This window comes from Nocardia brasiliensis IFM 10847, assembly GCF_000710915.1.
Lineage (GTDB): Bacteria > Actinomycetota > Actinomycetes > Mycobacteriales > Mycobacteriaceae > Nocardia > Nocardia brasiliensis_A.
On the sequence record NZ_BAUA01000086.1, the window covers coordinates 64,593 to 79,487 of the forward strand.

Sequence of the window (14,895 nt, forward strand, 5' to 3'; positions counted from 1 at the left end):
GGCCGGTTCACGGGCAGGTGCGGGCCACCGCGTGCAGGGCCGCGCCATCCGCCGCGGTCACCGGCAGGTTGTAGCGGGCGGCGACGGTGAGATACCGGCCCGCGTAGAAGCAGTGGTTGGCCCGCGCGGGCGGCAGCCACTGCGCCGGGGTCTTGTCGCCCTTGGCCTGGTTGGTGCGGCCTTCGGTGGCGAGCAGGTTGACCTCGAGGTCGTTGGCGAACCGCACCCGCTGTTCCAGCGGCCAGCCCGCGGCGCCCAGATCCCACGCGGCGGCCAGCGGATACACGTGATCGATCTGCACGTCGTTCGCGTCGGCCTTGGTGAACGAAAGCTGTTTGCCCGTGTACGGGTCGTGCAAAGTGCCACCGACCACCACACAGTTGTTGGTCCCCGGCCGGAAACTCACCTCGACGAGCTGTCGGGCCAGCACGTTGTTGCGAGTGTCGCAGCCGTCGTGCCCGCCGGGTCCGTCGTGGTCGTCGGACCACGCGGTCCCGAACACGCAGCCCTGCCCGGGTTTGCACCCGCGTTCGTACCCGCCGGGGTGCGGCCGATCCGGTACCACGCGTACCGCGGCCAGCAGCTGTTCCAGCTCGATTCTGGTCGGGCTGCCCGGTGCGGGCGCTACCGCGCCGACACCCCATTGAGCGCAGCCGACGGCGCACACCAGCACGAACAGGCCCACGAGCCAACGCCGAATGTCCGCACCCATGGCGCCAGATCTACACGTATGGACCGACATTCACCAGAACCCGAGCGGAAGCAGTTGTCAGGGGGCAGCGTGGGCGACCCTCACAGCCAAGCGCGGGCCAGCAGATCGTCGTCGGCGACCTCGCTCGACCGCGGCGGGAACCGGGTGGCCGAGATCGATTCGGCGTTCGCCCCGTCGTGCCCGATCAGCCACGAGCCGCCGCGTTCCTCGCACTCGGCGAGTTTGGCGAAGGTGGCGAGCAGGAAGGTGATGGCCTCGTGCGGGTCGACGGTGCGGGCCAGGCGCTGTGACTCGCCCGGGCGGGACAGGTCCAGCCAGACGCCGGACTGGCCGTCCAACCGCATGCCGACGATCTTCTCGGCCTTGATGAAGGTGAATTTGCGCCGCTCCCACGGCGTCGTCGGCGTGAAGCTCTGCTCGAGGACCTGGAGCAGAATCGTCATGGCTGCCTCCGCTTCCGTTGACACCTGACCGCGATTCTTCTGCGATGACCAGCGGATATTCAAGTATGTCCCGCTCCGGCCCAGAAATCCAGAAAAGCGGGATCGCGGTGGCCGCGACGGTGTCGGACCCACCTGCTTGGATGGGCTGATGCTGCACGGTCTGTGGTCGCCGGGATCCGGGTTGCTGCTCTGGCACGATTCGCCCCTCACCGCGCTGCCCGAACCGCTGGGCGGCGTTTTGAGCGCGTCCAAATTCCGGCACCGGGCAGATGTGCTGGTGGCCGGTCCTGGCGGCAGCACCACCGAGCAGGTCCGCGCGCACGCGATGGCGCCGCAGAGCGCCGCGGAGGCCCTGCGGCAGCGGTTGCCCGCCGAGGCGGTGGCCGGCGATCTGCGGTTTCTCGCGCATGTCGCGCACGGCATCGAGCGCTGGGTCCGCGCGGGCCGGATCGTGCCGGAATTGCGCCGGGACGACGGCCAGTGGTGGGTGCGCTGGCGGTTGGTCGGCGGCGAACGACAGCGGGCCTGGCTGGCCGAGCTGGCCGTCGCCATGCCCGCCGCGCTGCGGGTCGCCGGGCGGCCGAATGCCGTGCTAGAGGATCTGGTGGGCGAGCTCACCGATCCCATCGCGCGCGCCCTCGTCGACCTGCCCGCGCCGACACATCCCCTGGTGGACGCGCTGGTCCGCGACGTGGCGCTGGACCACGGCAGCTACCAGGTGGCCGAGGTGCTCGAACGCTGGCGCGCCACCCTGACCGGCGACGAACCGGAGCTGGTGCTGCGCCTGCTCGAACCCGACGGCGAGCTCGGCACCGCGGACGATTCGGTGGCGCTGTGGCGCCTGGAGGTCTGCCTGCGACTGGACGGCGAAGCGCCGAGTCCTGTTCTGCTGCACAGCGATCCGAATCTGCTCCGGGTGGCGGGGGAGCAGCTCGGCGAGGCGCAGCGGGCCTATCCGCGGCTGCGCGACCTGCCGAGCGATCCGCGCTCGATGGATCTGCTGCTGCCCACCGAGGTGGTCATCGATCTGGTCGAGCACGGTGCGCACGCGTTGCAGGCCGCCGGTGTCCGGTTGCTGCTGCCGCGCGCCTGGAACGTCAGCGCGCCGACCATGCGCCTGCGGGTGGAGAGCGCGGTGCCCGCGGCCGAGAGCACGGTCGGCATGCCGGGGCTGGTGTCCTACCGCTGGGAACTCGCGCTGGGCGACACCGTGCTGACCAAGGCCGAGATGGAGCGGCTGGTCCGCAGCAAGTCCGACCTGGTCCAGTTGCGCGGCGACTGGGTGCAGGCCGATCACAAAGTGCTGGCCGCCGCCGCCCGCTACGTCGCCGCGCACGCCGACACCTCCGAGATCACCTTCGCGGACCTGGTGGGCGAGCTCGCCGCGGGCCGGGTGGAGCAGGTACCCGTCACCGAGGTGACCGCGACCGGCTGGGCCGCCGACATCCTGGACCGGACCCGCGATCTTGCACCGATCGCCCCGCCGGTCGGCCTCAAAGCCCAGCTGCGTCCCTACCAGGAGCGCGGCCTGTCCTGGCTGGCGACCATGAGCCGAATGGGTTTCGGCGCGATCCTCGCCGACGATATGGGACTGGGCAAGACCGTGCAGGTGCTCGCGCTGCTGGTGCACGAACGCGAGGTAGGTGCGCGCCCGCCGGTGGGGCCGAACCAACCGGCGGATGATCGGAAAGCCGCGCTGAAAGCCGGAAGGAAAGGCCGCGCCGAATCGACGAGCCCTGATGAACATGGCGAGTCGACAGGGCCGCGCGTGCAGGTCGGTGCGGCCCAATCGGCAGGCACGGTTGCCGCGTCGAATGCGCAAGGCGCTGTGGTGGTTTCGCTCGATGCCGCGCGGCGGCGCAAGGCGGCGAAGGGTTCTTCGGGCGGCGGCCCGCAGCTCTTGGCGGGCAAGACGATCGACGGCGCGGTTCGGCCGCACGGCACACCGGACCGCGCCGTGGGGCCGACCCTGCTGGTGTGCCCGATGTCGGTGGTGGGGAACTGGCAGCGCGAGACCGAGCGGTTCGCGCCGGATCTACGGGTGTGGGTGCATCACGGCGCGGGACGGCATGCGGGGGCGGAGCTGGACGCGGCGGTCGCCGAGTCAGATCTGGTGATCACGACGTATTCGCTGCTCGCCCGGGATCTCGACGAATTGAAGCGGCAGTCGTGGGACCGCATCGTGCTCGACGAGGCGCAGCACATCAAGAACGCCGGTACCAGGCAGGCCCGCGCCGCCCGCGCCTTGCCCGCGCGACATCGGTTGGCGCTCACCGGAACTCCGGTGGAGAACCGGCTCGAGGAACTGCGCTCCATCATGGATTTCGCCATGCCGAAAATGCTCGGCAGCCCGCAGACCTTCCGCGCGCGTTTCGCCGTGCCGATCGAACGCGAGCGCGACGAGAACGCGATCAGCAGGCTGCGCCTGATCACGCAGCCGTTCGTGCTGCGCCGGGTGAAAACCGATCCCGCCGTGATCACCGATCTGCCGGACAAGATCGAGATGACCGTGCGCGCGAACCTGACCGTCGAGCAGGCTGCGCTGTATCAGGCCGTGGTCGACGACACGCTGGCCAAGATCAAGGACGCGAAGGGCATGGCCCGCAAGGGCGCCGTGCTCAGCGCGCTGACCAGGCTCAAACAGGTGTGCAATCATCCGGCGCACTATCTCGGCGACGGCTCCGGCATCCTGCATCGCGGCAGCCACCGCTCCGGCAAGCTCGCCCTGGTGGAGGACGTGCTGGACGCGGTGCTCGCCGACGGCGAGAAAGCCCTGCTGTTCACCCAGTTCCGCGAGTTCGGTGAGCTGATCGCGCCGTATCTGACCGAACGCTTCGGCACCGAGATTCCGTTCCTGCACGGCGGCGTGCCCAAGCAGCGGCGCGACAGCATGGTCACCCGGTTCCAGGAGCCGGACGGTCCCTCGCTGATGTTGTTGTCGCTCAAGGCCGGTGGCACCGGCCTGAATCTCACCGCCGCCAATCACGTGGTGCACCTGGACCGCTGGTGGAATCCTGCGGTGGAGAACCAGGCCACCGACCGTGCGTTCCGCATCGGTCAGCAGCGCAATGTCCAGGTGCGCAAGCTGGTCTGCGTCGACACGATCGAGGAGCGGATCGACGAGATGATCAACGGCAAAAGGCAACTCGCCGATCTGGCGATCGGTGCGGGGGAGAACTGGATCACCGAACTCAGCACCGACGACCTGCGCGAACTGTTCACGCTCGGGGCCGAGGCGGTCGGCGAATGAGCGCCGACGGCCCCGATCAAGGCATTTATATCGACTACAGCCAGTTCGGCAAGCGGCGTCCGGTGCGCGGCGGGGCGGCGGCGCGCAGCAGGCGCGGCGGTTTCGGGCGCACCTGGTGGGGCAAGGCTCTGGTCGACGCGGTGGAGCAGATGGCCGAGCCCGGACGGATGTCTCGCGGCCGGACCTATGCCCGCGCGGGACAGGTGGTGAGTTATCACATCGAGCCGGGTGCGGTGACCGCCGAGGTGCAGGGCAGCCAGCCACGCCCGTTCACCGCCGTGTTCACGGTGCGCCCGTTGCGCGAGGAAGAACTCGAGTTGCTGATCGAGACGATCCGCGAGGCGCCGGGCATGCTGGCCGAGATCGCCTCCGGCGCACTGCCGACCGATCTCGGCCCGCTGCTGCTGCCGACCACCGCGGCCGACCTGGACTTCAGTTGCAGCTGCCCGGATCCGGGCTGGCCGTGCAAGCATGTGGCCGCGGTCTGCTATCTGCTCGCCGAACGACTCGACGAACGGCCCCGCGAAATTCTCACCTTGCGCGGCCTCGACCTGGACACGTTGATCGGCGGCATCGAACGTGACCTGCGCGCGGCGGATTCCACCGACCTGTACGGCGACGATATCGAGCTGCCGAAGCTGCCGAAGGTCGAATTCCGCCCGGCGACCGAGGATCTCGATCCGTTGCTGTTGCGCAAGGCGATGCGGATGACCGCGGCGGAGGAGTCGATCGCGGCGGCGGGACTGCGTGAACTCGCCGCGCTGTATCGCCAGATAGAGGGATGACAGCGCCCGACAGTAGGAATGCCGGCGCCGGATACCAGGCTGACAACGACTGATCGCGCCCGTGGTTGGTGAGCATCCGGCGTCGGGGCTTTCGGGGTGCCGCCGGACCTTCGGGGCGGGATCGAGTCCGGTGACACGGGGACCGGGACTTCCCGACACCGGATGCCTCGTCCAGTGTGCGCCCGGTCACACCGTCTGGGTACTGCCCGAAGGTTGCCAGGCCGCTGCCCTTGCACCGAACTTCGGCAGCGCTCAGGCGCTTTCGCGGGGGCCGGCCACCAGCACGGTCGTGAAGCACAGTGTCGCGATGATCGACACGACGATCACCGGCTCGGGAAAGTACAGCAGGGCGATCCAGCACAGTCCGCCCGCAGCCGCCACGCAGACGCCGTTGAACAGCGACCAGCGTGCGATCAGCTGTGGGGCCGAGCGCGCAGCGGCGATCGCGAGCAGCCCGAAAAGCAGTCCGAACAACCCCATTCCGACGCTGTAACCGGTGTTCAGATCGAACACACTGATTTGCCTGCCGCCCTCGAACAGCGCACTGCTGACGTGGGTGGACAGTTCGTTGACCGTCTCTTCCGCGGGCGAATCGGTGCCGCCGAAGGCGTGCACGACCAGCAGGTGGGCCAGGCCGACCACGCCGAGTAGCGCGGAACCCGCGAGGTGGACCGGCGCGGCCCAGCGGGCGGGCAGGGTGGACGAGGGTGTTATCGCGGTCATCGCGACCTCCGTGACTCGGGCCGAGCTGGCGTTCCGGTAACAGAACAAAACTTATGTTATAGGCTGAGAAACGTGGCAGGCAAGAGTTCATGGCTGGAATCGGGCTTGGTGATCCTCGGCACGGCGGGCCCCGCCGGGCTCACGCTGGAGCGGTTGGTCGCGACGACCGGGCTGAGCACCGGCTCGTTCTACCACCACTTTTCCGGCATCACCGGCTACAAGGCGGCGTTGCTCGCGCACTTCGAGGAGGTGCACACCACCCGCTACGTGCGCGAGGTCACCGCCGCCGAGTCGCTCGACCCGCGGGCACGGCTGGACCTGCTGCTCGATCTCGTCCTGGAGGACGACGGCCCCGCCAGATTGGAGACCGCGGTCCGGTCCTGGGCGATCGACGACCCGGCAGCGGCCGAGGTGAAGGCGCGGATCGACACCGCTCGGCTGGATATTCTGCGAAAACTTTTGCAGGAGAGCGGCTATGCGGAGACCGACGCCTGGGAGACCGCGCGGATCCTCTATCTGCTCGTGCTCGGCGCGAGCAATATGCTGCCCGCGGTAGCGCCGGCGGAACTCCGGACGCTGGCCAGGCGGGTCCTGTCATGAGCCCGGTGCGCGACGATCTGGGCACGGTGGTGCCGCTGACCGAGCCGCGGCGGGTGGTGTCGCTGGTGCCTTCACTGACCGAGGCAGTGGCCCGCACCCGCCCCGAAATCCTTGTCGCCGCGACGGATTGGTGCACGCATCCGGTAGGCCTCGACGTCGAGCGAGTGCGCGGTACCAAGAATCCGCACGTGCGTCGCATCGTCGAGCTGGCCCCGGACCTGGTGCTGTGCAATATGGAGGAGAACCGGCGCATCGACGTCGACCGCCTCCGCGCGGCCGGTATCCCCGTGTGGGTCACCCGGATCGAGACGGTGGACGAGGCGTTGGCCTCGTTGCGCCGGCTCTGCACCGTCGCCCTCGGTGCGGGCGTCCCCGGCTGGTTGGCGGAGGCCGAATCCGTCTGGGCGGCACCGCCACCCGTGCCGCCGCGGCCCGCCGTGATCCCGATCTGGCGCAATCCGTGGATCGTGGTGGGGCGCAACACGTTCACCGGTGACCTAGCCCGTCGGCTCGGCCTGCGCCTCGTCCACGCCGACCGTTCCGAGCGCTACCCGCGGCTCACCGAGGACGAGCTGACCGTCGGCGTCGAACTGGCGGTGCTACCCGACGAGCCGTACGTCTTCACCGAAACCGATGGCCCCGAAGCCTTTCCTGGGTGTGACGTGGCCCTGGTCGAAGGACGCAGTCTCACCTGGTACGGCCCATCGCTCGCCACCGCGCCAAACACCTTGACCCGTCAGCTGGCTCAGGCATTTCCCGGCTGAGTCTCAACCGGTGCGTTACGCCGAGGTAGCGAACCGGTAGTCGGACAGGTCGAAATGCCCACTGCGCCAAGCGGCCTCGACGGTGGTCGACGGGCGTAGTGGCACGTCGCCGTGTTTGTCGAAGTAGTAGCTGTTCGCGACCGTGCAGCTGTCCTGCCAGAACACCTGGCCGCCGCGGCGGTCCAGCATCTCCTGGAAGAAGCGGTCGTTGGCCTCGCGGGTCACCTCGACTACTGTCGCGTTGCCCGCTCGGGCGTGGCGCAGGCAGCGCAGAATATGCCTGGTCTGGTTCTCGATCAGCGCGAAGTAGGACGAACCGTTGTAGCCGTACGGGCCGATGATCGAGAAGAAGTTCGGGAACCCGGGCACGCTCACGCCTTCGTAGGCTTGCAGCCGATTCTCGTCCCACCACTTCTCCAGGTCGAGGCCGTCGATGCCGCGCAGTCGATAGGTCGGCATGTTGCCGGACTCCATCACCTTGAAACCGGTTGCCAGCACCAGGATGTCGACCGGGTATTCCGTGCCCGACGCCGTGCGCACGCCGGTGCGGGTGATCGCCTCGATCGGGTCGGTCTCCAGCACCACGTTGGCGCGGTTGAACGTGGCCAGGTAGTCGTTCGAGAAACTCGGCCGCTTGCAGCCCAAAGCGTAACGGGGTGTGAGCTTTTCCCGGGTCACCGGATCTTTCACCTGGCTGCGCAGGTGCGCGAGACCGGCCCGCTCGCCGATCGCGGCCGTGGGCAGATTCTTGTGATAGTGCGCGGCGATGGGGAAGGTGACTTCGACGTAGGTCTGGCTGATCAGCCGGGTCAGCGAGCGGGCGCCGGGCACCCGCAGAGCCCACTGCACCGGCTTGGGCAGCGGCAGATCGAGCCGGGGCAGGCACCAGATCGGCGTGCGCTGGAACACGACGAGCTGCTCGACCTGCGGAGCGGTCTCCGGAATCACCTGCACCGCAGAGGCTCCCGTGCCGATGATCGCGACCCGCTTGCCGCGCAGATCCTGCCGGTGATCCCAGCGTGAGGTGTGCATGGTGACGCCCGTGAACGCGTCGACACCGGGGATCTCGGGCAGTTTCGGGCGGGTGAGCACGCCGGTGGCGCTGATGACGAATCGCGCGGTCAGCTCGTCACCGGTCGCGGTCCGTAGCCGCCACCGGCAGCCGTCCGCATCGAACTCGGCCTCGGTGATGGTGGTGCCGAACCGAATTCGGGGTCGCAGCCCGTACTTGTCCACGCACGATTCGGCGTACGCCTTCAATTCCCGGCCCGGCGCGTAGGTTCGGGACCAGCTGGTGCGCTGCTCGAACGAGAACTGGTAGCTGAACGACGGAATGTCCACGGCGATACCGGGATAGGTGTTCCAGTGCCAGGTGCCGCCGACGCCGTCGGCCTCGTCGACGATCAGGAAGTCGTCGAAGCCGGCCTCGCGCAGCTTGATCGCCGCGCCGATGCCGGAGAATCCGGCGCCGACGATGATCACCTCGTGCTCGATCCCGTTGTCGGGCATGGCCACCTCCCACGTACCGGCGGCGCACACACCGCCTCGTGTGTTCTGGCGGCCGCTGGGGGCTGACGATCACCACATAATTGGCCGCACCTGCCACCAATTAGGCGCGCGATGGGGTACTTTGTCAACCATGAGCTTGCGTGTACCGGCCCGGACCTGGGGCGGGCGCACCGCGGAGGAGCGGCGCGCCGAACGCCGCGCGCGGCTGCTCGACGCGGCCCTGGAGATCTGGCTCGACAGCGGCTGGGCCGCCGTGACCATGCGCGGCGTGTGCCAGCGCACCGCGCTCAACGATCGATATTTCTACGAGCACTTCGCCGATCGCGACGAATTGCTCGGCGCCGCATGGGATGCCGTGTGCGCCGAGGTGTTCGCCGACCTCGCCGCGGTCGTCGCGGAGCAGGTGGCACAGCCGCCGCTGGTGATCCTGCGCGCGGCGGTGACCCGGGCGGTGGCCCTGCAATCCGACCACGACGGGCGCGCGCGCATCCTGCTGGCCGACCATGCGGGCAGCGCCGTGCTCGAGCAGCGCCGCAAGACCATGCTCGGTGACGCGACCGAGCTGCTCATCGCCACCGCGCGGCCGTATCTGGCAGCGGACACCGACGAGGTGGACGTCCGGATGAGCACGCTGGTCTGCATCGGCGGTTTCATCGAGCTGCTCACCGCCTGGCGGACCGGGGCGATGGAGATCGACGGCCCGCGCATCATCGAGCACACCTGCGGTCTCGGTGCCCTGTTCGCGAGCCGGTATCTGCCGCCGGAGATCATTTCCGCAGGGGAGTAACGGGTTTCGCGCGCTCAGTCATCGAATCGGTAGACGCGGCGGGCGTTGTCGCGGAAGATCCGCGCGATATCGTGCGGGCCCGCGCCCAGCGCGGTGGCGATCGTCTCGGCGCTGCCCGCGATGGTCGTGATCGGCTTGTCCACCGGGAAATTCGAACCCCAGATCAGCCGGTCCACGCCGAACACGTCGAGCGCGTGCGTCAGGAGCGGGCCCACGCGATCCACCAGTTCGGGCACCGGCGTCGCGGTGCCGCGAGGCGGTACGGGGTGGCCCAGCACCGGCATCATCAGGCCGCTGACCTTGGCGACGACGTTGGGCTGCGCGGCGAGGTCGGTGAGATCGTCGCGCCAGCGCAGGAACAGCTCGCGGCGCACGCCGGGATTCCGTCCGATGTGCGGTCCGATCGGCCCGAAAATCCCTGCGGGCGTGCCGAGGTGGTCGAGCACGATGGGCACCTGCGGATAGCGCGCGGCCAGCGCCGTGACCTCGGGCAGCTGGTGCGAGTACACCCATGCCTCGAACGAGAGGTCACGCGCGGCCAAGTGGGCGAAGCCGTCCAGGAATTCCTTTGACGACAGCTGGCTTTCGGCGCGTCCGAAGGCGCGGACGGCGGGGTCGGGATGGTGGGCGACCGCGGCGCGGATGCCGCGCAGTGTGGGGGCGGCGGCCCGGTGCGCGTCGAGCAGCTCGCCGAATCCGGGCGCGGCGGGATCGCCGCTGCCGATGATCGCGCCCAGCGCGGGGGTGTCGACCCCGAACGGAAGGCTTGCCACCCAGCGCGTCTCATCCGCCTTGCCGAGCGGACCGCCCTGCGCCCATTGGACTTCGATGTGCACGATGGCCTCGACCGGCAGCGGTCCCGCGTCCGCGCGATAGTCCGCGGGCAGGTAGGGCCGCAGGTAGGCGGTGGGGTCGCCGACGAAGAGGCGGTCCCGTTGCGGTGCCAGCCGGGTCACCAGGGCGAGCGGAACCGGCAGTGCGCGCAGCAGTTTCGCGGTGCCGCTGAAATCTCGCGGGGTCGTGAACGGATCCCACTGATGGATGTGCGCGTCGACAATCCGAACACCTGCGAAATCCATAGCCGCCATCCGTAATCGTGCCGTCGTCCCGCCCGCCACCGGCGATTGTCACACGTGGACGCGCACCCGCAACGAAATTCGGCTCGGCGCCGAGGACCGTACGTGTGCAGACAGGCAAGGACTCGGCGATCTCACACGTTGCGGCGGTATTGGCCGCCGACGGTGAAGAACGCGTCGGTGATCTGTTGCAGGGTGCAGACGCGGGCGGCGTCCATCAGGACCTCGAAGATGTTGTCGTCGGTGCGGGCGACCGCGTCGAGGCGGGCGAGGGCGGCATGGGCGGCGTCGCGGTGCCGGTGCTGGAAGTCGCGGACCCGCTGCAACTGGGACTGTTTCTCCTGCTCGGTGCCGCGCGCCAATTCGATCTCGTGGTGCGGTTCGCCGTGCGGGTTACGGAAGGTGTTCACGCCGATGATCGGCAGCGAGCCGTCGTGCTTGCGGTGTTCGTAGCGGATCGACTCGTCCTGGATCTTGCCGCGCTGGTAGCCGGTCTCCATCGCGCCGAGCACCCCGCCGCGCTCGCTGATCCGGTCGAACTCGGCCAGTACCGCCTCCTCGACCAGATCGGTGAGCTCGTCGATGAGAAAGCTGCCCTGCAGCGGGTTCTCGTTCATCGCCACGCCCCACTCGCGGTTGATGATCAGTTGGATGGCCAGCGCGCGGCGCACCGACTCCTCGGTGGGTGTGGTCACCGCCTCGTCGTAGGCGTTGGTGTGCAGGCTGTTGCAGTTGTCGTAGATCGCGATCAGTGCCTGCAGCGTGGTGCGAATGTCGTTGAAGCTCATCTCCTGGGCGTGCAGCGAGCGGCCCGAGGTCTGTACGTGATACTTGAGCTTCTGGGCGCGGTCGTTGGCGCCGTAGCGATCTCGCATGGTGATCGCCCAGATGCGCCGGGCGACCCGGCCGATCACCGAATACTCGGGATCCATGCCGTTGGAGAAGAAGAACGACAGGTTCGGCGCGAAGTCGTCGATCGCCATGCCCCGCGCGAGATACGCCTCCACGTAGGTGAATCCGTTGGCGAGGGTGAACGCGAGCTGGCTGATCGGGTTCGCGCCCGCCTCCGCGATGTGATACCCGGAGATCGACACCGAATAGAAGTTGCGGACATTGTTGCGCACGAACCATTCCTGGATATCGGCCATCATGCGCAGGCTGAACTCGGTGGAGAAAATGCAGGTGTTCTGGCCCTGGTCCTCTTTCAGGATGTCGGCCTGCACGGTGCCGCGGACGGTCGCCAGGGTCTCGGCCCGGACGCCGGCGGCTTCGTGTTCGGACGGCGGGCGCCCGTTGTCCGCCGAGAACCGTTCCAGTGCTTGGTCGATCGCGGTATTGAGGAAGTACGCCAGAATGGTCGGCGCGGGGCCGTTGATGGTCATCGACACCGAGGTGGTCGGTGCGGTCAGGTCGAAGCCGTCGTAGAGCGCTTTCATATCGTCGAGCGAGGCGATGGAGACGCCGGAGGTGCCGACCTTGCCGTAGATGTCGGGACGCTCGGCAGGGTCGTGACCGTACAGCGTCACCGAATCGAACGCGGTGGACAGCCTTTTCGCGTCGGCGTACTCGCTCAGTACCTTGAAACGGCGGTTGGTGCGGAACGGATCACCTTCACCGGCGAACATCCGGGCCGGGTCCTCGTTGTCCCGCTTGAACGGGAAGACGCCCGCGGTGAACGGGAAATGCCCGGGCAGGTGCTCGCAGCGCAAGAAGCGCAGCAGCTCGCCGTGGTCGGTGTAGCGCGGCAGCGCGACGCGCGGAATCGAGTTGCCGGACAGCGTTTCCCGGCGCAACGGCGTATGGATCTCGCGGTCGCGGATGCGCACCACTTGTTCGGCACCCCGATAGGACTCGGCCAGGGCCGGCCACTCGGCCAGTAGGGCGGCATTGTCCGGGGTCAGTGCGGTGCGGGCGGCGGCGGCGAGGTCGGTGACGGCGCGATCGTCCGGCAGTTCCGCGGCGACCTGGTCCAGGCGCTGCACCCGCTGGGCCGCGACGATCTGCGTGGCGGTGCGGGCGTGATAGTCGCGCACCGTTTCGGCGATCTCGGCCAGATAGCGCACCCTGGCGGGCGGAATGATCTGGGCGAACCGGGTCGAGGTGCGGGTGTCGACCCTGGGCAGTACGCCCGGATCGAGCTGCAGACCGTGCTCGGTGAGCAGGCCGGTCAGGTGCTGGTACAGCGCGGTGACGCCGTCGTCGTTGAAAGTGGCCGCGCTGGTGCCGAATACAGGCATGTCCTCGGGTGACGCGCTGAAGTCCTCCCGGTTGCGGATGAGCTGACGCGACACGTCCCGCAGCGCGTCGGCGGCCCCGCGCCGCTCGAACTTGTTGATCGCCACCACGTCCGCGTAGTCCAGCATGTCGATCTTCTCCAGCTGGGACGCGGCGCCGAACTCCGGTGTCATGACGTACATGGACACATCGACCTGCTCGGTGACCGCGGCATCGCCCTGTCCGATGCCCGGGGTCTCCAAGACGACGAGGTCGTAACCCGCTGCCTTGCAGGCGGTCACGATGAGTTCGATATTGTCCGGCAGCTCGCGGCCGCCCCGGGTGGCCAGCGAGCGGAAGAAGATGTGATCGCCGTCCAACGCGTTCATCCGGATGCGGTCGCCGAGCAGTGCGCCGCCGCCGCGGCGTCGAGTCGGATCCACCGCGAGAATCGCGACGCGCAATTTGTCCTGCTGGTCGGTGCGCAACCGGCGCACCAATTCGTCGGTGAGCGAGGACTTTCCGGAGCCGCCGGTGCCCGTGATACCGAGTACCGGCACGGTGCGTGCGGCGGCCGCCTGCCGCAACGCGAGCTGATCGGGCTCCGGCAGCACGCCCTGCTGGATACAGGTGATGGCGCGGGCCAGTGCCGCGCGTTCGCCGGTGAGCACCGCGTCCAGCACCGGCGGTGTGCCGGCGAGGTCGATATCGCACTCGTGGATCAGCCGATTGATCATGCCGGGCAGCCCGAGTCGCTGGCCGTCCTCGGGGGAGAAGATGGTCACGCCGGATTCGGCGAGCCGCGCGATTTCCTGCGCGACGATCACGCCGCCGCCCCCGCCGAATATGCGAACGTGTTCCGCCCCTGCCTTTTTCAGCGCGTCGGCGAGGTATTCGAAATATTCGACGTGCCCGCCCTGATAGGAACTCACCGCGACACCTTGCGCGTCTTCGGTGAGCACCGCGTCGACGACTTCGCGGACCGAGCGATTGTGCCCCAGGTGGATCACCTCCGCGCCTTGCGACTGCAGGATGCGGCGCATGATGTTGATCGCCGCGTCGTGCCCGTCGAACAGGGCCGCCGAGGTCACGAAGCGGACGGGGTGGATCGGCGTATGCAGTGCGCTGCTCTCGGCCACGGTTTCCTCCGGTGCTACCACGGGGCGCCCGATACTAGGACGTCAAACTAATCCTACGGTGATGCCCATCACAGCGCTACCAGGAAACGCCCGGTCGATTCCGGAAAGTCTGCCCCGGGGATTCCGCTCACCGTGACCGCAAATGGCGACAACCCGTTCGGCTCGAGTTCCGATGGGTCGCGATGCCCTGAATCAGAAATCCACGCACGAATTCACCGAAGGACGATCCATGGGACGGAATTCTTATCGGCTCGCCGCCGCGGTAGCCGCCCTCGGCCTGTCGACGCTCGCCGCGCCGTCCGCGCACGCCGAACCCGCGCCGCTGAACGGCCTGTTCGCGCTCGCGCCCGGCGTCTGCTCCGGCGGCGCGGTGACCGGCAGCTTCTTTCGGATGATCCTGCCGACCGGCGACGCGGGCGGCCCCTACCTCGCCAACAGTGATTCCGGGTGCAGCGACCAGACCGTGACCCCGCTGTCCGCGGGCAGCGACGGCGGGCTGATCAGCGGTAGCTATCAGCCACAACCCGCCGCCGCGTTCGATGGGGCGGGCAACGCGCAGTCCGGCCGGGTCACCACGCCGGTCCGCTTCTACGGCGTCGACTTCGCCACCGCGACCAACCCCACCGACCCGCAGACCGGCGGCGGCACGGGCACTCCGCAGCTGTTCTCCGACGGGGGCCAGCTCTCCGGCGACCTGAGCAGCCTCGGGGTCACCTGGAACAACCAGGTGTTCAATCAGGGCTCGCCGAAGCCGGGCGGTGGACTGCCCGGCAAGACCAGCCCGGTGCGCGGCACCATCGACGGCTCGGGCAACTTCGTGCTCGAGTGGACCAGCCAGATCGTCGGCGGCCCGTTCAACAACTTCACCGGGCTATGGCACCTGGCCGGTCAAT

General features: G+C 68.5%; 12 protein-coding genes. 6 read left to right on the forward strand and 6 right to left on the reverse strand.

All coding sequences use genetic code 11. The annotated features are described in order from the left end of the window. Window positions 1–7 precede the first annotated feature (7 nt). Both NBRGI_RS18395 and NBRGI_RS18400 read right to left on the reverse strand, forming a co-directional pair. Complete coding sequence (locus NBRGI_RS18395) at window positions 8–712, reverse strand: HNH endonuclease family protein (RefSeq protein WP_029897901.1); 705 nt, start codon at window positions 710–712, stop codon at window positions 8–10. A gap of 80 nt (window positions 713–792) precedes the next feature. Continuing rightward, on the reverse strand, window positions 793–1,155 hold the full coding sequence (locus NBRGI_RS18400) for a hypothetical protein (protein ID WP_029897903.1): 363 nt from the start codon (window positions 1,153–1,155) through the stop codon (window positions 793–795). 148 nt (window positions 1,156–1,303) lie between these two features. Between NBRGI_RS18400 and NBRGI_RS18405 the strand changes: the two genes are divergently transcribed. Continuing rightward, window positions 1,304–4,405: a DEAD/DEAH box helicase gene (locus NBRGI_RS18405; protein WP_029897904.1), complete on the forward strand. Its 3,102-nt coding sequence runs from the start codon at window positions 1,304–1,306 to the stop codon at window positions 4,403–4,405. Then, the gene (locus NBRGI_RS18410) at window positions 4,402–5,190 is read left to right on the forward strand and encodes an SWIM zinc finger family protein (protein WP_029897906.1); all 789 of its coding nucleotides are present in this window, start codon (window positions 4,402–4,404) and stop codon (window positions 5,188–5,190) included. Before NBRGI_RS18405 ends, NBRGI_RS18410 begins: the two co-directional genes overlap by 4 nt. Window positions 5,191–5,442: 252 nt before the next feature. Here NBRGI_RS18410 and NBRGI_RS18415 read toward each other — a convergent pair whose 3' ends face one another. Continuing rightward, window positions 5,443–5,913, reverse strand: a complete 471-nt coding sequence (locus NBRGI_RS18415) for an LIC_13387 family protein (RefSeq protein WP_029897908.1) — start codon at window positions 5,911–5,913, stop codon at window positions 5,443–5,445. A gap of 72 nt (window positions 5,914–5,985) precedes the next feature. Here NBRGI_RS18415 and NBRGI_RS18420 point away from each other — a divergent pair, with 72 nt between their 5' ends. Together NBRGI_RS18420 and NBRGI_RS18425 are read left to right on the forward strand one after the other, a co-directional pair. Then, window positions 5,986–6,513, forward strand: a complete 528-nt coding sequence (locus NBRGI_RS18420) for a TetR/AcrR family transcriptional regulator (protein WP_029897911.1) — start codon at window positions 5,986–5,988, stop codon at window positions 6,511–6,513. Continuing rightward, the gene (locus NBRGI_RS18425) at window positions 6,510–7,277 is read left to right on the forward strand and encodes a helical backbone metal receptor (protein WP_029897913.1); all 768 of its coding nucleotides are present in this window, start codon (window positions 6,510–6,512) and stop codon (window positions 7,275–7,277) included. Before NBRGI_RS18420 ends, NBRGI_RS18425 begins: the two co-directional genes overlap by 4 nt. A 15-nt stretch (window positions 7,278–7,292) precedes the next feature. Here NBRGI_RS18425 and NBRGI_RS18430 read toward each other — a convergent pair whose 3' ends face one another. Then, the gene (locus NBRGI_RS18430) at window positions 7,293–8,786 is read right to left on the reverse strand and encodes a flavin-containing monooxygenase (RefSeq protein ID WP_029897914.1); all 1,494 of its coding nucleotides are present in this window, start codon (window positions 8,784–8,786) and stop codon (window positions 7,293–7,295) included. Between the two features lie 130 nt (window positions 8,787–8,916). Here NBRGI_RS18430 and NBRGI_RS18435 point away from each other — a divergent pair, with 130 nt between their 5' ends. Then, window positions 8,917–9,573 (forward strand): TetR/AcrR family transcriptional regulator, encoded by a 657-nt coding sequence (locus NBRGI_RS18435; protein WP_029897916.1) that lies wholly within the window; start codon window positions 8,917–8,919, stop codon window positions 9,571–9,573. 14 nt (window positions 9,574–9,587) lie between these two features. On the opposite strand, the gene NBRGI_RS18440 is transcribed toward NBRGI_RS18435, so the two are convergent. Both NBRGI_RS18440 and icmF read right to left on the reverse strand, forming a co-directional pair. Next, a complete protein-coding gene (locus tag NBRGI_RS18440) occupies window positions 9,588–10,652 on the reverse strand; it encodes an amidohydrolase family protein (RefSeq protein WP_029897919.1) in 1,065 nt (354 codons plus the stop codon). Between the two features lie 131 nt (window positions 10,653–10,783). After that, window positions 10,784–14,002, reverse strand: coding sequence for a fused isobutyryl-CoA mutase/GTPase IcmF (icmF, locus tag NBRGI_RS18445; RefSeq protein WP_029897921.1), 3,219 nt, complete (start codon window positions 14,000–14,002; stop codon window positions 10,784–10,786). 229 nt (window positions 14,003–14,231) lie between these two features. On the opposite strand from icmF, the gene NBRGI_RS18450 reads away from it, so the two are divergent. Continuing rightward, the coding region (locus NBRGI_RS18450; RefSeq protein ID WP_036559754.1) for a hypothetical protein at window positions 14,232–14,895 on the forward strand (664 nt) is incomplete at its 3' end.

Excerpts from the sequence above, each read along its gene's own strand:
- NBRGI_RS18395 (WP_029897901.1), bottom strand. The coding sequence starts at position 712 with ATGGGTGCGGACATTCGGCGTTGGCTCGTGGGCCTGTTCGTGCTGGTG.
- NBRGI_RS18400 (WP_029897903.1), bottom strand. The coding sequence starts at position 1,155 with ATGACGATTCTGCTCCAGGTCCTCGAGCAGAGCTTCACGCCGACGACG.
- NBRGI_RS18405 (WP_029897904.1), top strand. The coding sequence starts at position 1,304 with ATGCTGCACGGTCTGTGGTCGCCGGGATCCGGGTTGCTGCTCTGGCAC.
- NBRGI_RS18410 (WP_029897906.1), top strand. The coding sequence starts at position 4,402 with ATGAGCGCCGACGGCCCCGATCAAGGCATTTATATCGACTACAGCCAG.
- NBRGI_RS18415 (WP_029897908.1), bottom strand. The coding sequence starts at position 5,913 with ATGACCGCGATAACACCCTCGTCCACCCTGCCCGCCCGCTGGGCCGCG.
- NBRGI_RS18425 (WP_029897913.1), top strand. The coding sequence starts at position 6,510 with ATGAGCCCGGTGCGCGACGATCTGGGCACGGTGGTGCCGCTGACCGAG.
- NBRGI_RS18430 (WP_029897914.1), bottom strand. The coding sequence starts at position 8,786 with ATGCCCGACAACGGGATCGAGCACGAGGTGATCATCGTCGGCGCCGGA.
- NBRGI_RS18435 (WP_029897916.1), top strand. The coding sequence starts at position 8,917 with ATGAGCTTGCGTGTACCGGCCCGGACCTGGGGCGGGCGCACCGCGGAG.
- NBRGI_RS18440 (WP_029897919.1), bottom strand. The coding sequence starts at position 10,652 with ATGGATTTCGCAGGTGTTCGGATTGTCGACGCGCACATCCATCAGTGG.